This is a genomic window from Klebsiella sp. PCX, from assembly GCF_021869705.1.
In the GTDB taxonomy this organism is placed as follows: Bacteria; Pseudomonadota; Gammaproteobacteria; order Enterobacterales; family Enterobacteriaceae; genus Klebsiella; species Klebsiella quasipneumoniae.
In genome coordinates, this window is sequence record NZ_CP091527.1 from 654,688 (window position 1) to 669,533 (window position 14,846).

16 protein-coding genes are annotated in these 14,846 nt (G+C 61.7%); 1 reads left to right on the forward strand and 15 read right to left on the reverse strand.

Annotation, left to right across the window (positions count from 1 at the left end):
- Positions 1 to 4 precede the first annotated feature (4 nt).
- From GQR96_RS03025 to GQR96_RS03075, 11 genes are all read right to left on the reverse strand, one after another.
- A complete protein-coding gene (locus GQR96_RS03025) occupies positions 5 to 517 on the reverse strand; it encodes a 4-hydroxyphenylacetate 3-monooxygenase reductase subunit (RefSeq protein ID WP_017899127.1) in 513 nt (170 codons plus the stop codon).
- Positions 518 to 536: 19 nt separating this feature from the next.
- Entirely contained in the window at positions 537 to 2,099 is a 1,563-nt protein-coding gene (gene hpaB, locus GQR96_RS03030; protein ID WP_002887473.1) for a 4-hydroxyphenylacetate 3-monooxygenase, oxygenase component, read from the reverse strand.
- A gap of 223 nt (positions 2,100 to 2,322) precedes the next feature.
- Complete coding sequence (hpaA, locus tag GQR96_RS03035) at positions 2,323 to 3,213, reverse strand: 4-hydroxyphenylacetate catabolism regulatory protein HpaA (protein WP_004204176.1); 891 nt, start codon at positions 3,211 to 3,213, stop codon at positions 2,323 to 2,325.
- Positions 3,214 to 3,222: 9 nt separating this feature from the next.
- Positions 3,223 to 4,581: a 4-hydroxyphenylacetate permease gene (gene hpaX, locus GQR96_RS03040; RefSeq protein WP_002887477.1), complete on the reverse strand. Its 1,359-nt coding sequence runs from the start codon at positions 4,579 to 4,581 to the stop codon at positions 3,223 to 3,225.
- Positions 4,582 to 4,602: 21 nt separating this feature from the next.
- Positions 4,603 to 5,400: a 4-hydroxy-2-oxoheptanedioate aldolase gene (gene hpaI / locus GQR96_RS03045; RefSeq protein WP_053810798.1), complete on the reverse strand. Its 798-nt coding sequence runs from the start codon at positions 5,398 to 5,400 to the stop codon at positions 4,603 to 4,605.
- 10 nt (positions 5,401 to 5,410) lie between these two features.
- Entirely contained in the window at positions 5,411 to 6,214 is an 804-nt protein-coding gene (hpaH, locus tag GQR96_RS03050) for a 2-oxo-hept-4-ene-1,7-dioate hydratase (RefSeq protein ID WP_004204180.1), read from the reverse strand.
- A 108-nt stretch (positions 6,215 to 6,322) separates the two neighbouring features.
- Positions 6,323 to 6,703, reverse strand: coding sequence for a 5-carboxymethyl-2-hydroxymuconate Delta-isomerase (locus GQR96_RS03055; protein ID WP_017899124.1), 381 nt, complete (start codon positions 6,701 to 6,703; stop codon positions 6,323 to 6,325).
- Between the two features lie 9 nt (positions 6,704 to 6,712).
- Positions 6,713 to 7,570 (reverse strand): 3,4-dihydroxyphenylacetate 2,3-dioxygenase, encoded by an 858-nt coding sequence (gene hpaD / locus GQR96_RS03060; RefSeq protein ID WP_002887492.1) that lies wholly within the window; start codon positions 7,568 to 7,570, stop codon positions 6,713 to 6,715.
- Position 7,571: 1 nt separating this feature from the next.
- The gene (gene hpaE / locus GQR96_RS03065) at positions 7,572 to 9,038 is read right to left on the reverse strand and encodes a 5-carboxymethyl-2-hydroxymuconate semialdehyde dehydrogenase (RefSeq protein ID WP_002887494.1); all 1,467 of its coding nucleotides are present in this window, start codon (positions 9,036 to 9,038) and stop codon (positions 7,572 to 7,574) included.
- Positions 9,035 to 9,799, reverse strand: coding sequence for a fumarylacetoacetate hydrolase family protein (locus tag GQR96_RS03070; protein WP_048294123.1), 765 nt, complete (start codon positions 9,797 to 9,799; stop codon positions 9,035 to 9,037). Before GQR96_RS03070 ends, hpaE begins: the two co-directional genes overlap by 4 nt.
- Complete coding sequence (locus tag GQR96_RS03075; RefSeq protein ID WP_064795081.1) at positions 9,796 to 10,428, reverse strand: fumarylacetoacetate hydrolase family protein; 633 nt, start codon at positions 10,426 to 10,428, stop codon at positions 9,796 to 9,798. The genes GQR96_RS03070 and GQR96_RS03075 overlap by 4 nt, the downstream gene beginning before the upstream one ends.
- A gap of 287 nt (positions 10,429 to 10,715) precedes the next feature.
- Here GQR96_RS03075 and hpaR point away from each other — a divergent pair, with 287 nt between their 5' ends.
- On the forward strand, positions 10,716 to 11,156 hold the full coding sequence (hpaR, locus tag GQR96_RS03080) for a homoprotocatechuate degradation operon regulator HpaR (RefSeq protein WP_015704296.1): 441 nt from the start codon (positions 10,716 to 10,718) through the stop codon (positions 11,154 to 11,156).
- 3 nt (positions 11,157 to 11,159) lie between these two features.
- On the opposite strand, the gene GQR96_RS03085 is transcribed toward hpaR, so the two are convergent.
- Genes GQR96_RS03085 through GQR96_RS03100 form a run of 4 tightly spaced genes read right to left on the reverse strand, consistent with a single transcriptional unit; the run spans position 11,160 to position 14,716 of the window.
- Complete coding sequence (locus tag GQR96_RS03085) at positions 11,160 to 12,422, reverse strand: FAD-dependent oxidoreductase (protein ID WP_101839057.1); 1,263 nt, start codon at positions 12,420 to 12,422, stop codon at positions 11,160 to 11,162.
- Positions 12,403 to 12,666, reverse strand: a complete 264-nt coding sequence (locus tag GQR96_RS03090) for a (2Fe-2S)-binding protein (RefSeq protein WP_004204189.1) — start codon at positions 12,664 to 12,666, stop codon at positions 12,403 to 12,405. The genes GQR96_RS03085 and GQR96_RS03090 overlap by 20 nt, the downstream gene beginning before the upstream one ends.
- Positions 12,663 to 13,772 (reverse strand): NAD(P)/FAD-dependent oxidoreductase, encoded by a 1,110-nt coding sequence (locus tag GQR96_RS03095; RefSeq protein WP_069734369.1) that lies wholly within the window; start codon positions 13,770 to 13,772, stop codon positions 12,663 to 12,665. Before GQR96_RS03095 ends, GQR96_RS03090 begins: the two co-directional genes overlap by 4 nt.
- Positions 13,769 to 14,716 carry a 4-hydroxyproline epimerase gene (locus tag GQR96_RS03100; RefSeq protein WP_069734370.1) on the reverse strand — a complete coding sequence of 316 codons (948 nt, stop codon included), beginning with the start codon at positions 14,714 to 14,716 and terminating at the stop codon, positions 13,769 to 13,771. The genes GQR96_RS03095 and GQR96_RS03100 overlap by 4 nt, the downstream gene beginning before the upstream one ends.
- Positions 14,717 to 14,846: the final 130 nt, after the last annotated feature.

Sequence of the window (14,846 nt, forward strand, 5' to 3'; positions counted from 1 at the left end):
GCCATTACACCGCGACTTCCATGTCCATCATCACCGGGTGGAAACGGCGTTTAAAGTAAATCAGGCCGTGGCCTTGCGGGCTCAGGGTAATATTGCGGATCTCCACCAGATATACCAGGTGGGTACCGATGGTTTGCACCTGGCTAATCTCGCCTTCGAGACTGGCCAGCGAGCCCTTCAGCACCGGCTGCCCGAGCGCGCCGTGCTGCCAGCCACTGAGGGCAAACCGCTCTTCCATCGTCACCCCGGTCATCCCGGCGAAATGACGGGCCATGATTTCCTGTTCGTGGTTCAGCACGTTGATGCACAACTTGCCGTTGCCCTGAAACACCGGGTTCATCGCGCTGTTGGCGTTGATACACACCATCACCGATGGCGGCGTATCCGTCACCGAGCACACCGCCGTGGCGGTAATCCCGCAGCGGCCGGCTTCGCCTGCGGTAGTGACCACATTCACCGCCGCCGACAGGCTGGCCATGGCATCGCGAAAACGCAGGCGTTGTTCATCTAATTGCATTATGACCTCCCGCTGCGAATTACTTCAGCAGCTTATCCAACATGTTGATATCAGCGTTATTGTGCAGATGCGGCACCGTCCAGCCGTTCTGGTCGTACTCGGACAGGCAGCGGTCGACCATCGCCATCATCTTGTCCATATTGCCGGAGCTCTGCGCCTGGCGCAGACACTGCAGGCGAATCTCATCCTGGCTACCGGAGTAGTTGATTTCATACAGCTCGTGGCGGCCGCCGAATTCGCTGCCGATGGCGTCCCACATCAGTTTGAGGATCTTGATGCGTTCAACGTGATCCATACCGTTGGAGCCGCGCACGTACTTCGCCAGATACTGGTCGATCTGCGGGTTGTTCAGATCGCGGGCGCTGGACGGCAGATAAATCAGGCCGCTGGTGACGTTGCGCTCGATGATGTTTTTGATCTTGGCGTAGGCCATCGGGGCCATCACGCGATAGGTCTGCAGCGCGGCGTGATCCGGCAGCCATGCGCCGTTGACCCACGGCGTCGCTTCCGAGCACATGGAATCGCTTAACGCCCAGAACATGTTGCGCCACGCCACAACTTCGCCAAGGTCGGCCTGCACACCGCGGAATTCGAGGGTACCGGTACATTCCAGAGAACGCTTCAGCAGGGCGGTGATAAAGTCCAGTTTCACCGCCAGGCGCACGCAGGCCTGCAGCGGATACATGCGGGCGAAACCGCCCTCCATGGTCCAGCGACGGCAGCGGTCAAAGTCGCGGTAAATCAGCACGTTCTCCCAGGGGATCAGCACTTTATCCATGACCAAAATCGCGTCGTTCTCGTCGAAACGGCTGGAGAGCGGATAGTCGTACGGGGACCCGGTCGCGCCGGCGACCATCTCATAGGAGGCGCGGGAGATAAGCTTCACCCCTTCGGCATCCATCGGCGCGACGAACATCAGGGCGAAGTCCGGGTTCTCGCCCATCACCTGTGCGGAGCCGAAGCCGATCATGTTGTAGTGGGTCAGCGCCGAGTTGGTGGCGACTACTTTCGCGCCGCTGACGATGATCCCGGCATCGGTCTCTTTTTCCAGCTTGATGTAAACATCCTTCACTTCATCAGCCGGCTTGTGGCGGTCGATCGGCGGGTTGACGATCGCATGGTTAAAGTACAGGCCGGTTTCCTGAATGCGGGTGTACCAGTTGCGGGCGTTCTGCTCGAACTGGCCGTAAAACGCCGGGTTGGCGCCCAGCGCGCAGCCGAAGGCGGCTTTATAGTCCGGGGTGCGGCCCATCCAGCCGTAGCTTAGGCGTGACCACTCGGCGATGGCGTCGCGCTGCTGGCGCAGATCGTCGGCGCTTTTCGCCACGCGGAAGAATTTATGGGTGTAGCCGCCGCTGCCGGTATCGGTGCCCCAGCACAGGGAATCCTGCATCTCCGGTTTGTGCAGCGCATCGTACAGTTGCGCGACAGAAGCCGCGGCGTTACGGAAAGCCGGGTGGGTGGTGACATCCTTCACGCGCTCGCCGTAGATATAAATTTCGCGGCCATCCTGCAGGCTTTTTAAATATTCTTCGCCAGTTAACGGGCGTTTCGCGTCGGCGCGGAAATCTTCAGGTTTCATAGGGGCCTCTTCAGTATTTATCGGAAAATAATGTTAAATATATGTTTTGTTTTTGTTGTTTAATTGAAGCGGTTATTGCGCTTGTCGTGAAGGGACGTTTGCGACAACGACGGGTACTTTTCAGGCGGGAGTGAATTTTGTGATCTCTGCAGCTTTTGCCGGCTGGCGCGGCGCTGACCCGACCTGTGGGCCATCGTCCGGCAGGCGCAGCGCCAGCGGGGACTTACGATACCGGTACTTTTTGCGCCCGGTAGCTGCTGGGCGAGCAGCCGACCTGGCGGCTAAAAAAGCGCGCAAAATAAGCGGGATCTTTAAACCCCAGCTGCCAGGCTATCTCATTAACCGCGCTATCGGAAAACAACAGCAGCCGCTTCGCCTCGCGTAGCTGGCGGTCGAATATCAGCCGCTTCGGCGAACGGTTGGCAAAGCGGCGACAGATATCGGTCAGCCGCGATTCGGTCAGGTGCAGCTCCCTGGCGTAATCCGGTACCGTCCAGTGCTGATGGTAGTGGCTGTCGATCATCTGGTTAAAGCGCTGGAATAGCTTCAGCTCGCCGCGCATGCCGCTGGCAGCGTGATCGTCGAGCTTTGCGTTACGCAATAGCAGGGTAAAGACCGCCTGCGCCAGCAGCGCCAGGGTATGCTCGCGCCCCGGCAACTGGGCGGTAGATTCCCGGCGAATCAGCTGCCAGTAGTGCGCCAGCGCCGCCAGCTCGTCGGGTTTATCCGCCAGCGACAGGCAGATCCCCGGCAGGCCGAAGGTCTCCCGCGTGCCGGGATAAAGCACCTCCAGCAGCGGCCAGATGAGTTCTTCGTGCACCGTCAACACGTGACCATCGCTATCGGACTCGGTAATAAAGGCGTGCGGCACCGAAGGCGGCGTTATCACAAACAGCGGCGCCTGCACCGAGTAGCGATGGTCATCAAGCTGCAGCTCAATCTGCCCGGTATCAAGAAAGTGCATCTGAAAATAGCGGTCGTGGCGATGCGCCTGCATGTCGCGGCCAAAAAAGGCCGCCATACGGGCAAACGACTGATAGTGCACCTCTTCGGTACCCAGGCTCTCGTCGTAATCTTTATTGATGTCGATGTTGGCGATGGAATGCTGACACATACCCGCTCCTTAGTGGCCTTTTTGCGCCGCTAAGCCCGGCGCGGCGGCGGCGTCCTCACGCTGGCTCATTGGAATGCGGGTGAGCACCAGCGCGCCGACGATCAGCAGCCCGGCGACAAACCACAGCCCGGAGCTAAAGCTGCCGGTGGTATCGCGCAAAATGCCGATCAACAGCGGGCTGACGGCAGAGCCGACGTTGCCGATGGCGTTGATCACCGCCAGCGCCACCGCGCGCGACTGCAGGCTGATCACCCGATCCGGGGTGGTCCAGAAAATGGCCATCGCGGTAAAGGATCCCACCGAAGCCATAATAATGCCGATCAGCTGGATCAGGCTGTGGTGCGTTGCCGAAGCCAGCAGCCAACCCGCCGCGGCGAACAGGTAGGGCAGGATGGTATGCATCTTGCGCTCTTTGCGCCGGTCGGAGCGGCGACTCCACCAGATCATGCCGAAAATGGTGCAGAACTGCGGGATCGCCGCCAGCAGGCCAATCATGATGTTGCTACTGCCGGTGTTGAAGCTCTGCAGGATCTGCGGCGTCCAGATATTAATGGCGCTGAGGGTATTGGTCAGGCAGAAGTAGGCCAGGGTATACATCAGCACCGCTGGCGTCAGGACTTCGCGCAGCGTGGAACGCGGCGAAGCCGGGACGATCGCCGCATGTTCCCGTTCGCGATCGATCATCGCCTTCAGCGCCTGTTTCTCTTCGTTATCCAGCCAGTTGGCTTTATCCGGCGTGTCGTTGAGGAAGAACCAGGTGACGACGCCAAGCACCACCGATGGCAGGCCTTCCAGCAGAAACAGCCACTGCCAGCCCTTCAGGTTCCACAGGCCGTCGAGCGCCAGAATATAGCCGGAAAGTATCGAGCCGAGCATCATGGTCACCGGCATGGCGATCATAAACAGGGCGTTGGCGCGGGCGCGATGGTAGGCCGGGAACCACCAGGTCAGATAGACGAGGATCCCTGGTAGGAAACCAGCCTCGGCGATGCCGACCAGCATGCGCAGGATGTACAGCGTATGCGGGCTGGTGGCGAACATGGTACAGGTCGAGGCGATCCCCCAGACCACCATGATCCCGGCGATCCAACGGCGCGCGCCAACTTTCGCCAGCATGATATTGCTGGGGATCCCGCACAGCACGTAGGTGACGTAGAACAGCGTCGCCGCCAGGCCGAACATGGTGGAGGTCAGACCGAGGTCTTTGCCCATCGTCAGGCCGGCGAAGCCGATATTAATGCGGTCCAAAAATGAGAAAACAAAGAGAACGAACAGGAAGGTGATCAGGCGGCGGAACAGCTTTTTGATCACCCGGTTTTCTACTTCAACGGCTTTATTATCATTGTGTTGCAGGGTAGAGGTAGTCATGTTGCGCTCCACATTATCCGTTCAATAGACGGATTTATTGTTATCGGTTGTGGTCGTTGCGGTGTGGGTAAACCGGGCCGCCAGCGCTTCTGCGCCGCGGGCCAGCAGGGTGGTATCGACGCCGACGGCGACGAACAGCGCGCCCAGTTCGAGATAGCGCTTCGCCAGCTGTTCATTGGCCATCAGGATCCCCGGCGCCTTGCCGGCCTGACGGATTTGCTGGATGGCATCTTCAATGGCGGCCTGTACTTCCGGGTGCTGCGGATTGCCGCCGTGACCCATATCGGCGCTGAGGTCCGCCGGGCCGATAAACACCCCGTCCACCCCGTCGACACCGAGGATCTGCGGCAGATTTTTCAGCGCTTCACGGGTCTCAATCTGTACCAGGACGCACATGGCGTCGTTGGCCTGGTGGAGATAATCCGGCACGCGGTTCCAGCGTGAGGCGCGGGCCAGCGCGCTGCCGACGCCGCGGATGCCGGCAGGTGGGTAGCGGGTGGCTCTGACCGCCAGCCGCGCCTCTTCGGCATTCTGCACCATCGGCACCAGCAGGGTTTGCGCGCCGATATCCAATAGCTGTTTGATCTGCACCGGGTCGTTCCACGATGGGCGGACCACCGGCTGGCTAGGGTAGGGCGCGATGGCCTGAAGCTGGGTCAGCACCGTTTGTACATTGTTGGGCGCATGTTCGCCGTCGATCAGCAGCCAGTCGAAGCCGGCGCCGGCCAGCAGTTCGGCGCTGTAGCTACTGCACAGCCCAAGCCACAGGCCGATTTGCGGACGCCCGGCCTTGAGCGCCGCTTTAAAAGCGTTGTTCATGTTGCTCTCCTCAGACAAAGCGGCAGCTGATGGCGCCCATATTGCCGTAGTCGACATGGAAGGTATCGCCCTTGCGTGCCGGTACCGGACGGGTAAAGGAGCCGCCGAGAATAATCTGCCCGGCTTCGAGCTGAACATCGTACGGCGCCAGCTTGTTGGCCAGCCAGGCCACGCCGTTGGCCGGGTGATTGAGCACCCCGGCGGCGACGCCGGTCTCCTCAATCACGCCGTTGCGGTACAGCAGGGCGGAGATCCAGCGCAGATCCAGCTCGTCGGGTTTAATCGGGCGGCCGCCGAGGATCACCCCGGCGTTGGCGGCGTTATCGGAAATGGTGTCGAACACTTTGCGCGGGCGCTGGGTTTCCGGATCGATGTTGTGGCAGCGGGCGTCGATAAGCTCCAGCGCCGGAATAACGAAGTCGGTGGCGTTGTAGACATCAAACAGCGTGCAGTTCGGGCCGCGCAGCGGTTTGGCCAGCACGAAGGCCAGCTCGACTTCGATACGCGGCACGATAAAGCGGTCGGTGGGGATATCGCTGCCGTCGTGGAAGAACATATCGTCAAGCAGCGCGCCGTAGTCCGGCTCGCTGATCTGCGAGCTGGCCTGCATGGCTTTTGAGGTCAGGCCGATCTTGTGGCCTTTGAGTACGCGGCCTTCGGCGATCTTCATCTCGACCCACTCGCGCTGGACGGCGTATGCGTCCTCAATGGTGATCGACGGATAATCCAGCGAGATCGCGCGGATCTGTTCACGCTGTTTTTCGGCCTGATTCAGCCGCTGGGCAATCAGGGTTCGGGTCTGTTTATCGAGCATAGAGATTCCTGTGGCATTGTATTGCCGGATGGCGCTTCGCTTATCCGGCCTACAAATTCATGGCCGTTGTAGGCCCGGTAAGCGCAGCGCCACCGGGCAATTTGCACATTATTTAAATAACGCGTGCACGTTGTTCTGTTTGTAGTTCAGCGTCGGGTCGAGCTCTTCCATGGCAAACGACAGCGCCAGGTAGCGACTCTCCATCAGCGCGGCAAAGTGGGATTTGATCAGCGCGAACAGCATATCTCCCACGTCCTGACGGCTCTCCAGGCTACGCCCGGAGCCGATCTTCAGCGTCATATGGACAAAGGCGTAATCCTGCTTGCCGTCGGCCATCTGCCAGGTATCGAGCCAGTGGGCGCGGCTGCGGATCCCGCCGATCGGAAAGATGCCGGTGGCGGCCAGCGCCTCGTTGACTTTGGCGAACAGCCCGGGCAGATCGGCCTGCTCGCGGATGTTGTCGGTACATTCGGCGATAAAATGCGGCATGGGGCCCCCTTACGCCTGCGCCGGCAGCGGGAACACGGCGTTAACCTGGCCGGTGCCGGAGCTGGCGAACAGCTCGGTGATAAACTCCACCTTGCCGTCATATTTATCCCAGCCCAGCAGGCCGAGCAGCATCACCGTGTCGTGCATGTTGCCTTCGCCGTAGCAGTAGTCGGCGTACTCCGGCAGCATGGTGCAGAACTCTTTAAATTTGCCCTCGCGCCACAGCTTCACCACCCGCTCATCCATCTGATGATCGAACTCGCGGGTGTAGCTGTTCATCCCCTCTTCGGCGCGCTGGTCATCGATAAAGCGGTGCGACAGCGAACCGCTGGCCAGCACCGCCACGGTGCCGTCATATTTCTCAATGGCTTTGAGGATGGCCTCGCCCAGCCTGCGGCTGTCGGCAAAGTCGTGAACGGTACAGAAGGCGGAAATAGACACCACCTTGAAGTGCTTATCGCTGTTCATGTAGCGCATCGGCACCAGGGTGCCGTACTCCAGCTTCAGGCTCGGAATATTGTGCGCTTTGGCGCGTACGCCGAGCTTTACGGCCTCGTCGGCGATAAGCTGGCCCAGCTCCGGGTTGCCGTCGTAGTCGTAGGTCATGTCGCGAATAAAATGCGGCAGTTCGTTACTGGTGTAGACGCCCTGAAAATGGTCGGCGCAGTTGATGTGATAGGCGCTGTTGACCAGCCAGTGGGTGTCGAACACGATGATGGTATCGACGCCCATTTCACGGCAGCGCTTGCCAATTTCTTTATGCCCGTCGATCGCGCCCTGGCGGCAGCCGTGGTTTTTCCCCGGCAGCTCAGACAGATACATCGACGGCACGTGAGTGATTTTTGCTGCTAACGCTAACTTACCCATATCAGACTCCCCATTTCGGGATCGGATGGTCGCCCATCGAGATGCAGACGTTTTTCATTTCGGCGAACACTTCAAAGCTGTACTCGCCGCCTTCGCGGCCGGTGCCGGAGGCCTTCACGCCGCCGAACGGCTGACGCAGGTCGCGCACGTTCTGGGTGTTGACGAACACCATCCCGGCTTCAATACCGCGCGCCAGACGCAGCACTTTGCTGACGTCCTGGGTCCAGATATACGACGCCAGGCCGTATTCCACATCGTTAGCCAGGCGCAGCCCTTCCGCTTCGTCTTTGAACGGCAGCAGGCAGGCGACCGGGCCAAAAATCTCTTCCTGTGCGACGCGCATGCGGTTGTCGACATCCGCCAGCACCGTCGGGCGCAGGAAGTTGCCGGCTTTCAGATGCGCCGGCAGGTCGGACGGCTTATCCGCGCCGCCGGCCAGCAGGGTGGCCCCCTCTTCGATGCCGAGGCGAATGTAACCGGACACTTTCTCCCAGTGCTGTTGGCTAATCAGTGCGCCGACCTGGGTATTCGGATCGGTCGGATCGCCCACGCGCAGGCGGTTGGCGCGCTCGGCGAAGCGCTTGACGAACTCCGGATAAATACTCTGCTGAATAAAGATGCGCGAGCCGGCGGTGCAGCGTTCGCCGTTGATCGAGAAGATGGTGAACAGCGCGGCGTCGAGCGCGCGCTCGATATCGGCATCTTCAAAAATCAGCACCGGCGATTTGCCGCCCAGCTCCATGGAGTACTTTTTCAGGCCGGCGTTTTTCATGATGTTGCGCCCGGTAGCGGTGCCGCCGGTGAAGGAGACGGCGCGCACATCATGATGGCGCACCAGCGCGTCGCCGGCGGTGGCGCCGTACCCCTGCACCACGTTCAGCACGCCGGCCGGGATCCCTGCCTCCAGCGCCAGCTCGCCCAGACGATCGGCGGTCAGCGGAGACAGCTCGGACATTTTCAGCACTGCGGTATTGCCTAAGGCCAGGCACGGCGCCACCTTCCAGGTGGCGGTCATAAACGGCACGTTCCATGGCGACACCAGCGCGCAGACGCCCACCGGCTGCACCAGGGTGTAGTTCAGCATCTTGTCGTCGACCGGATAGGTCTTGCCGTTCATCTGCTGGCACACTTCGGCGAAAAATTCGAAGTTATGCGACGCCCGCGGGATCAACACGTTTTTGGTCTGGTGGATAGGCAGGCCGGTATCGGCGGTTTCCATCGCCGCGATCTCCGGGACATTCTGATCGATCAGATCCCCCAGGCGGCGCATCAGGCGCGCGCGCTCTTTCATCGGCAGGTTAGCCCACTTCGGGAAGGCCTCTTTCGCCGCCGCTACCGCCTGGTTGATTTCGGCTTCGCCGCCGGAGGCGACTTCAGCCAGTACCTCGCCGGTGGCCGGGTTGGTGGTATGAAAATAGTCTGCGCCGGCAACGTTTTTACCGTTGATCCAATGGTTAATCTTTTTCATGACAGTGTCTCCTCATACGCTTGCTGGCTGATGATATGGTTGACCAGGCGGCCCACGCCCTCGACTTCAACGATCACCTCATCGCCGGGCACCACGTCGGATAGCCCTTTCGGCGTGCCGGTGGCGATCATGTCGCCCGGTTGCAGGGTCATAAATTCGCTTAAATAAGCGATGAGGAACGGGATGCTGAAGATCAGATCGGCGGTGGTGCCCTGCTGGCGCAGCTCGCCGTTGACCCAGGTGCGCAGCGCCAGATTATGCGGATCCGGGATCGCCTCTTTGCCGACGATCCACGGGCCGATCGGCGTCAGGGTGTCGCGGCTTTTCACCCGCAGGTTCGGCCGATAGTAGTTTTCCAGATAGTCGCGGATCGCGTAGTCGTTGCACACGGTATAGCCGGCGACATAGTCCATGGCCTCGGCTTCGCTGACGCGGCGCGCGGTTTTACCGATCACCACCACCAGCTCGGCTTCGTAGTGCATGTATTCGACGTTATCCGGGCGTACCGACTGCTGCTGGTGGCCAGTAAAGGTGTTTGGCGCTTTGATGAACACCAAAGGCTCGGTTGGCGGTTTAAACTCCAGCTCGCTGGCGTGGTCGGCGTAATTCAGCCCCAGCGCGAACAGCGTGCCGTCGGCGGGCGGCAGCCAACGGAATTCACCTTCTTTTAATACCGTGCCATCGTCCAGGCGCACCTGGTCGCGTTCATCGACCAGCACGTCGCGTACCTGTCCCTGCCATTCAATGCGTGCCTGTTTCATGCCAGCTCTCCTTCTGCGACAACCGGGTTTTCCAGCGTCGGGAAACCGTCGGCGAGGATACGTACCCGGTCGCCGGAGCGCAGCGTGACGCGGGAGTGGGGCGTACCGATGAGGATCGCGTCGCCGGGATTGAGGGTGGCGAACTCGCTCAAGGCGCTCAGCAGCTGCGCGGCGTTACGCTGCAGATCGCCGGTATGCCAGCTGTCCGCTTCGCGGCCGTTGATTTCGGTGATGATGGTCAGGTTATCGACGTTGCGCACCGCCGACAGCGCGCCGATGGGGCAGAAGCCATCGCGGCATTTGGCTTTAATCGCCGGGCGATAAAAACTCTCTTCCGGCAGGCTAACGTCGTTAGCCAGCGCGTAGCCGGCGATATAGTGCGCCGCCTCTTCCGCCGCCACTTTACGCGCGGTTTTGCCGACAATCAGCGCCACCGTCGCGCCGCTTTGTACGGTCTCGCCCTGCGGATGGGGAATGGCTTCGCCATCGCCAATCACGGTATTGCGGGGTTTGATGAACCAGACCGCGGTTTTCGGCGGCGTCTTGTAGGGGGCCTGTTGAAACGCTTCGCGCCAGGCGTCGAGCTGGCTGCGATGATTGAGCGCAACGGCGAAGATGGTACCTTTCATTCACCACTCCTCTGGTACTGATTATCGATTCGAAGGAATTTCATTAATATGTTAATGATCATCTTTTATTCTTTGCGCGCCGGTTTGGCAAATAGAAGTGAATGTTTTGTGATCGGATTAACACAATATTTACATATTTTTTATTTATTTATTATTTATCATATAGATACATTTATTTTTAATGACGGCTTGTACTTTTCAGGTGCAGAAACCGGTTGTACATGGCAGGATTAGGGCTAATTATTAAATTGTTAATAAGTTTTGGTGAGCGTTGTTGAGGGGATACCATGCATGATTCATTAACCATTGCGCTGCTGCAGGCGCGGGAAGCGGCGATGGCCCATTTCCGGCCGATCGTCAAACGCCACAACCTGACCGAACAGCAGTGGCGTATTGTGCGTATCCTTGCGGAAAACCCATCGATGGATTTCCACGACCTGGCCTGGCGCGCCTGCATTTTGCGCCCCAGCCTGACCGGGATTCTGACGCGCATGGAGCGCGACGGTTTAGTGTTGCGTTTAAAACCGGTCAACGATCAGCGCAAGCTCTACCTGTCGCTGACGCCCGCCGGGCTGGCGCTGTATGAGAGCGCCCAGGCGCAGGTGGAAGAGGCCTACCGGCAGATAGAAGCGCAGTTTACGGCGGAGAAGATGCGTCAGTTGACCACGCTGCTGGAGGAGTTTATTGCGCTTGGCGTCCCTGCCGGGCGCGGTGATGAAGAAGAGTAGCGGTTACGGCTCGGCGCTCAACCTGGCGAGGGCAATAAGCGTTTCCGCGCGGGCAGGGGCCAGCGGTTCTCTCGGCTGCGGCAGCGGCCAGCCATATAACCAGCGGGCGCTGGCGGCGCAGGTGCGCCCCTGACAGGCGCCCATTCCGCAGCGCTGGGTAAGTTTGGCCTGCGGCCAGCCTCCGGCTGCCGCCACATCGCCGCAGCGCACATCCTCGCAGCGGCACAGCAGGCTCTCCGGCGTCGCCGCGTTTTTCAAAGATTCCGCCAGCCGGAAGGCGCGGTTTATGGCGTCGGCGAAGCGCTGCCAGCGGGCGCGACGGGCAAATCGCGCCTGGGCCTGCTGGCTGGCACCGGCGGCGGCATACCCGGCGATTTCGCCCTCCACCAGCGCCAGCTCGCTCCCGCCGAAACCGGTGCACTCCCCGGCGGCGTAGACATCCGCGATGCTGGTCTCCTGCCAGCGGTTAACCTGGATCGCCTCCTGCGCCGTGGCGCAACCGAACAGCAGCCCCGTCTCGATATTGGGCACCAGCCCGTAGCCGATGGCCAGCCGATCGCAGGCGATAGTCCGCTCGACGCCGCGCTGGCGCAATGTCACGGCCTCCAGCCGCGTTGTGCCGTGGGCGCGGATCGCCTGGGCGCCGCTAAGATAGCCTTTCGGGGCCAGCGTCGCTAACTGGCGCAGCTTCTGCGGCCAGCGCCACAGCCCGCTGGCGAAGCGCAGCAGCGCCGGGAGCGCCGCTTGCTCAATGATATTCGTTACCTGGCCTCCGGCCTTATTCACCGTATCCGCCACCGCCAGCAGCAGCGGGCCGCTGCCGGCAATCACCACCTTTTCTCCTTTCAGCGACAGGCCCTGCTTGATCTGCGCCTGCAGGCCGCCCGCGCCGGTCACGCCGGGTAAGGTCCAGCCGGGAAAGGGCAGCGACAGCTCGCGCGCACCGCAGCAGAGGATCAGTTTCTGCCAGTCAACCACGCCCCCGCCGTCGGCGGTTTCAAACAGCACGCTGCGCGCGGAGGGACGGGCAATCAGCCGCGCGCCGTTCACCATCCGGATGGCGGCAGACGCGGCGATGGCGTCGCGGTAGCGCCGGGCCAGGGCGGGCAGCGTCGTCTGCGGGCCGGCGCGCCAGATTTGCCCGCCGGGTGCGGGGTTATCGTCGAGAATAATGACCTGCTTATTGCAGGCGGCGGCAGAGAGCGCGGCTGCCATGCCGGCGGGGCCGGCGCCGAGGATTAAAATGTCACAGCGCAGCGTGTGCATAGCGGCTCCTTTCTATTTGCATGCCGGCCCGGCACAGGGTCTGGCAGGCCAGCACCCGCCGGCCGTCGACGGTGATCCGGCACTCCTGGCAGATCCCCATGCCGCAAAACGGCGCGCGGGGGTCGCCGTTAACCGCCTGGCGGGTGGTGGGATCGCCGGTCAACGCCAGCGCCGCCGCCACGCTGATCCCTTCCGGCACCGTCAGCGCTTCGCCATCGACGGTGATATTGAGCGTGTTATTCATGCGATCGCCTCCTGATGATACAGACGGGTCGGGAGCCAGGCCTCAGGCGCCAGCGGGCAGCGTTCGCCGAGGATCTGCGCCGCCAGCAGCTCAGCCGTCGCCGGGGCGGTGGTGACGCCCAGCCCTTCATGGCCCAGCGCCAGCCATACACCGCGGCGCGTGGGATGCGGGCCAATCAGCGGATTGCCATCCTGTGAGGCGGCGCGCAGGCCGCTCCAGCAGCGGATGATATTCAGCGTCGCCAGCGCCGGCACAAAATGGCGGGCGCGATCGAGCATCAGCCCCAGCAAGGGGAGATCCAGCTGGCGCTCGCGGTTATCAAACTGGCGCGACGAGCCAATCAGCAGCTGGCCGGTGGGCCGCGGCTGCAGGTTAAAGGCCACCGAGGTGCCGCCGCCGTGGGCGCTGGCGCCGTAACCCAGCTCAACCAGCTGGTGATGCACCCGCGGCCCGTAGCGATCGGTAATCGCCAGTTGGCCTTTTTTCGGTCGCAGCCAGTTTTCCGCTAACAGCGCGTTGGCTTCAAGGCCGCAGGCCACCACGATGGCCCGCGCCTGTAGCCGTTTGCCGCTGGCGAGCTGTACCTGTGGTTCGGTAATCGCCTGCGCGCTGTCGTGCAGGCAGGTGAGATGGTCTCCGGCATCGGCCACCAGCCAGCGGGCGACGTTCGGCGCGTAGACGATACCATCGCCGGGCACCCATAGCCCGCCGGCCAGCCCGCTGCGCAGCAGCGGCTCGCGCCCGGCGATCTGCTGTGGGGTCTGCAGTTCGCTGTGGACCTGATAGCCTGCCAGCCGCCGCTGTTTTTCGCCCGCGACGGCCATCTCTTCTTCGCTTTCCGCCAGCCACAGCGTGCCGCAGCCGCGCCAGGCGCAAGCGTCGGGCATCCGCGGCGTGATGGCGCGCCAGCGCGCCAGCGACCACGCCGACAGCGCCAGTTCGGCGGGGTCGTCATCCATGCACACCAGATGGCCCATACCGGCCGCTGTCGCGCCGGGCTGACCGTCGTCGATAAGCGTCACGCTCTGCCCCCGCTTCGCCAGCTGCCACGCGCAAGCGGCGCCGATGATCCCGGCGCCGATCACGATGACATCGCACGGCTTCACGGGGCGATCCCCCAGCAAAAGGGATCGTCCGGGTTGAGGATCAACTGATTATCGCCGCACACCCAGGCTTCGCCGCGGATCGTGGGGATGATGCCTGCGGCGGCGCGCTGGTAGCTGGCGGTAAACTGGCTGCCGATGATACTGGCCTGGCGCCAGATCGCTCCCGGCTGCAGTTTGCCATCCTGCGCCAGGCAGGCCAGCTTGGCGCTGGTGCCGGTGCCGCACGGCGAACGATCCCAGGCCTTTCCCGGACAGAGTACGAAGCTGCGGCTGTCGGCGGCATCGTCATCGGCGAATAGCTCGATATGGTCGATAACGCCGCCGTCGTCGCCGCGGATCCCCGCGGCTTCCAGCCCCTCGCGCACCGCCCAGGCGTAGTCGGTGAGCTGTGGGATATGCGCCGGGCTAATAGCGAACGGGTGATCGTTGATCAGGAAAAACCAGTTGCCGCCCCAGGCAATATCGCCGACGACGGGGCCGAGTGCGGTCTCCACGCGGACCTGCTTTTTCCAGCGGCGGGCCGGGACGTTTTGCACCGATACGCTGCCATCGTCGTGCAATGTGGCGCTTACGTCGCCGACCGGGGTTTCAATCAGATGTACGCCTGGCTGGATACGGCCAAGCCACGCCAGCGAGGCGATAAGCCCGATGGTGCCGTGGCCGCACATATTCAGAAAACCGGCGTTGTTGAAGAAAATGACGCCAGCGGTGGCCGCCGCCGAGACCGGCTGGCACAGCAGCGCGCCGACCAGCACATCGTTGCCGCGCGGTTCGAGAATCACCGCCTGACGCCAGCGATCGAAGTCACGGGCGAAACGGTCGCGGCGCTGCGCCATGCTGCCGCCGCCGAGGTCGGGGAAGCCGTCAACGATCAGGCGGGTGGGTTCGCCGCCGGTGTGTGAATCAATGGCTCTCAGCGTAATAGGGGGGCGTGGCGCGGTCATTCTGCTCTCCGAAAGTTAACAACATGTTTCATCATGCTGGCGCAACCCGGGGCGGGCGGCTTGAGCGCTTTCGGCAGAGATAATGACGAAATCGGCATAATCGTGCCGGGGTGATGTGCATACGTTACAT

Excerpts from the sequence above, each read along its gene's own strand:
- hpaH (WP_004204180.1), bottom strand. The coding sequence starts at position 6,214 with ATGCTCGATAAACAGACCCGAACCCTGATTGCCCAGCGGCTGAATCAG.
- hpaE (WP_002887494.1), bottom strand. The coding sequence starts at position 9,038 with ATGAAAAAGATTAACCATTGGATCAACGGTAAAAACGTTGCCGGCGCA.
- GQR96_RS03025 (WP_017899127.1), bottom strand. The coding sequence starts at position 517 with ATGCAATTAGATGAACAACGCCTGCGTTTTCGCGATGCCATGGCCAGC.
- hpaR (WP_015704296.1), top strand. The coding sequence starts at position 10,716 with ATGCATGATTCATTAACCATTGCGCTGCTGCAGGCGCGGGAAGCGGCG.
- hpaD (WP_002887492.1), bottom strand. The coding sequence starts at position 7,570 with ATGGGTAAGTTAGCGTTAGCAGCAAAAATCACTCACGTGCCGTCGATG.
- GQR96_RS03075 (WP_064795081.1), bottom strand. The coding sequence starts at position 10,428 with ATGAAAGGTACCATCTTCGCCGTTGCGCTCAATCATCGCAGCCAGCTC.
- GQR96_RS03100 (WP_069734370.1), bottom strand. The coding sequence starts at position 14,716 with ATGACCGCGCCACGCCCCCCTATTACGCTGAGAGCCATTGATTCACAC.
- hpaX (WP_002887477.1), bottom strand. The coding sequence starts at position 4,581 with ATGACTACCTCTACCCTGCAACACAATGATAATAAAGCCGTTGAAGTA.
- hpaB (WP_002887473.1), bottom strand. The coding sequence starts at position 2,099 with ATGAAACCTGAAGATTTCCGCGCCGACGCGAAACGCCCGTTAACTGGC.
- hpaA (WP_004204176.1), bottom strand. The coding sequence starts at position 3,213 with ATGTGTCAGCATTCCATCGCCAACATCGACATCAATAAAGATTACGAC.
- GQR96_RS03090 (WP_004204189.1), bottom strand. The coding sequence starts at position 12,666 with ATGAATAACACGCTCAATATCACCGTCGATGGCGAAGCGCTGACGGTG.
- hpaI (WP_053810798.1), bottom strand. The coding sequence starts at position 5,400 with ATGAACAACGCTTTTAAAGCGGCGCTCAAGGCCGGGCGTCCGCAAATC.
- GQR96_RS03070 (WP_048294123.1), bottom strand. The coding sequence starts at position 9,799 with ATGAAACAGGCACGCATTGAATGGCAGGGACAGGTACGCGACGTGCTG.
- GQR96_RS03085 (WP_101839057.1), bottom strand. The coding sequence starts at position 12,422 with ATGCACACGCTGCGCTGTGACATTTTAATCCTCGGCGCCGGCCCCGCC.
- GQR96_RS03055 (WP_017899124.1), bottom strand. The coding sequence starts at position 6,703 with ATGCCGCATTTTATCGCCGAATGTACCGACAACATCCGCGAGCAGGCC.